Origin of the sequence: Pseudomonas sp. NY15181, assembly GCF_048068055.1 — a bacterium.
Classification (GTDB): Bacteria; Pseudomonadota; Gammaproteobacteria; order Pseudomonadales; family Pseudomonadaceae; genus Pseudomonas.
In genome coordinates this window covers 1-1,184 of record NZ_JBLUPT010000024.1, presented here as the reverse complement: position 1 = coordinate 1,184, position 1,184 = coordinate 1, and the positions used below count along the sequence as shown (strand labels likewise).

The following is a 1,184-nucleotide window of genomic DNA, read 5'->3' as shown; positions in this document are numbered from 1 at the left end:
ATGTTCAGCAAGCACGACCAGATCCAGGGCTATGACGACGAACTGCTCGCGGCGATGGACGCCGAGGAGGCCCGCCAGGAGGACCACCTCGAGCTGATCGCCTCGGAGAACTACACCAGCAAGCGCGTCATGCAGGCCCAGGGCAGCGGGCTGACCAACAAGTACGCCGAAGGCTACCCGGGCAAGCGCTACTACGGTGGCTGCGAGCACGTGGATAAAGTCGAGCAGCTGGCCATCGACCGCGCCAAGCAGCTGTTCGGCGCCGACTACGCCAACGTCCAGCCGCACTCCGGCTCCTCGGCCAACGCCGCCGTCTACCTCGCCCTGCTCAATGCCGGCGACACCATCCTGGGCATGAGCCTGGCCCACGGCGGCCACCTGACCCACGGCGCCAAGGTCTCCTCCTCCGGCAAGCTGTACAACGCCGTGCAGTACGGCCTGGACACCGCCACCGGCCTGATCGACTACGACGAAGTCGAGCGCCTGGCCGTGGAGCACAAGCCGAAGATGATCGTCGCCGGCTTCTCCGCCTACTCCAAGACCCTCGACTTCCCGCGCTTCCGCGCCATCGCCGACAAGGTCGGGGCGCTGCTGTTCGTCGACATGGCCCACGTCGCCGGCCTGGTGGCCGCCGGCCTGTACCCGAACCCGCTGCCCTACGCCGACGTGGTCACCACCACCACCCACAAGACCCTGCGCGGTCCGCGTGGCGGCCTGATCCTGGCGCGCAGCAACGAAGAGATCGAGAAGAAGCTCAACTCCGCCGTGTTCCCCGGCGCCCAGGGCGGTCCGCTGATGCACGTGATCGCCGCCAAGGCGGTGTGCTTCAAGGAAGCGCTGGAGCCCGGCTTCAAGGACTACCAGGCCCAGGTGATCAAGAACGCCAAGGCCATGGCTGAAGTGTTCATCGGTCGCGGCTACGACGTGGTCTCCGGCGGCACCGACAACCACCTGATGCTGATCAGCCTGGTGAAACAGGGCCTGACCGGCAAGGAAGCGGACGCCGCCCTCGGCCGCGTCGGCATCACGGTGAACAAGAACGCCGTGCCGAACGACCCGCAGAGCCCGTTCGTCACCTCCGGCATCCGCATCGGCACCCCGGCGGTCACCACCCGTGGCCTGCAGGAAAGCCAGTGCCGCGAGCTGGCCGGCTGGATCTGCGACGTGCTGGACCACCTGGGCGA

The 1,184-nt window shown here is 67.4% G+C and carries 1 protein-coding gene; it reads left to right on the top strand.

The features are described from left to right. Positions 1–1,184 (top strand): serine hydroxymethyltransferase (glyA, locus tag ACNFBT_RS27155; protein ID WP_416753891.1); only part of this gene is annotated, 1,184 nt, incomplete at its 3' end.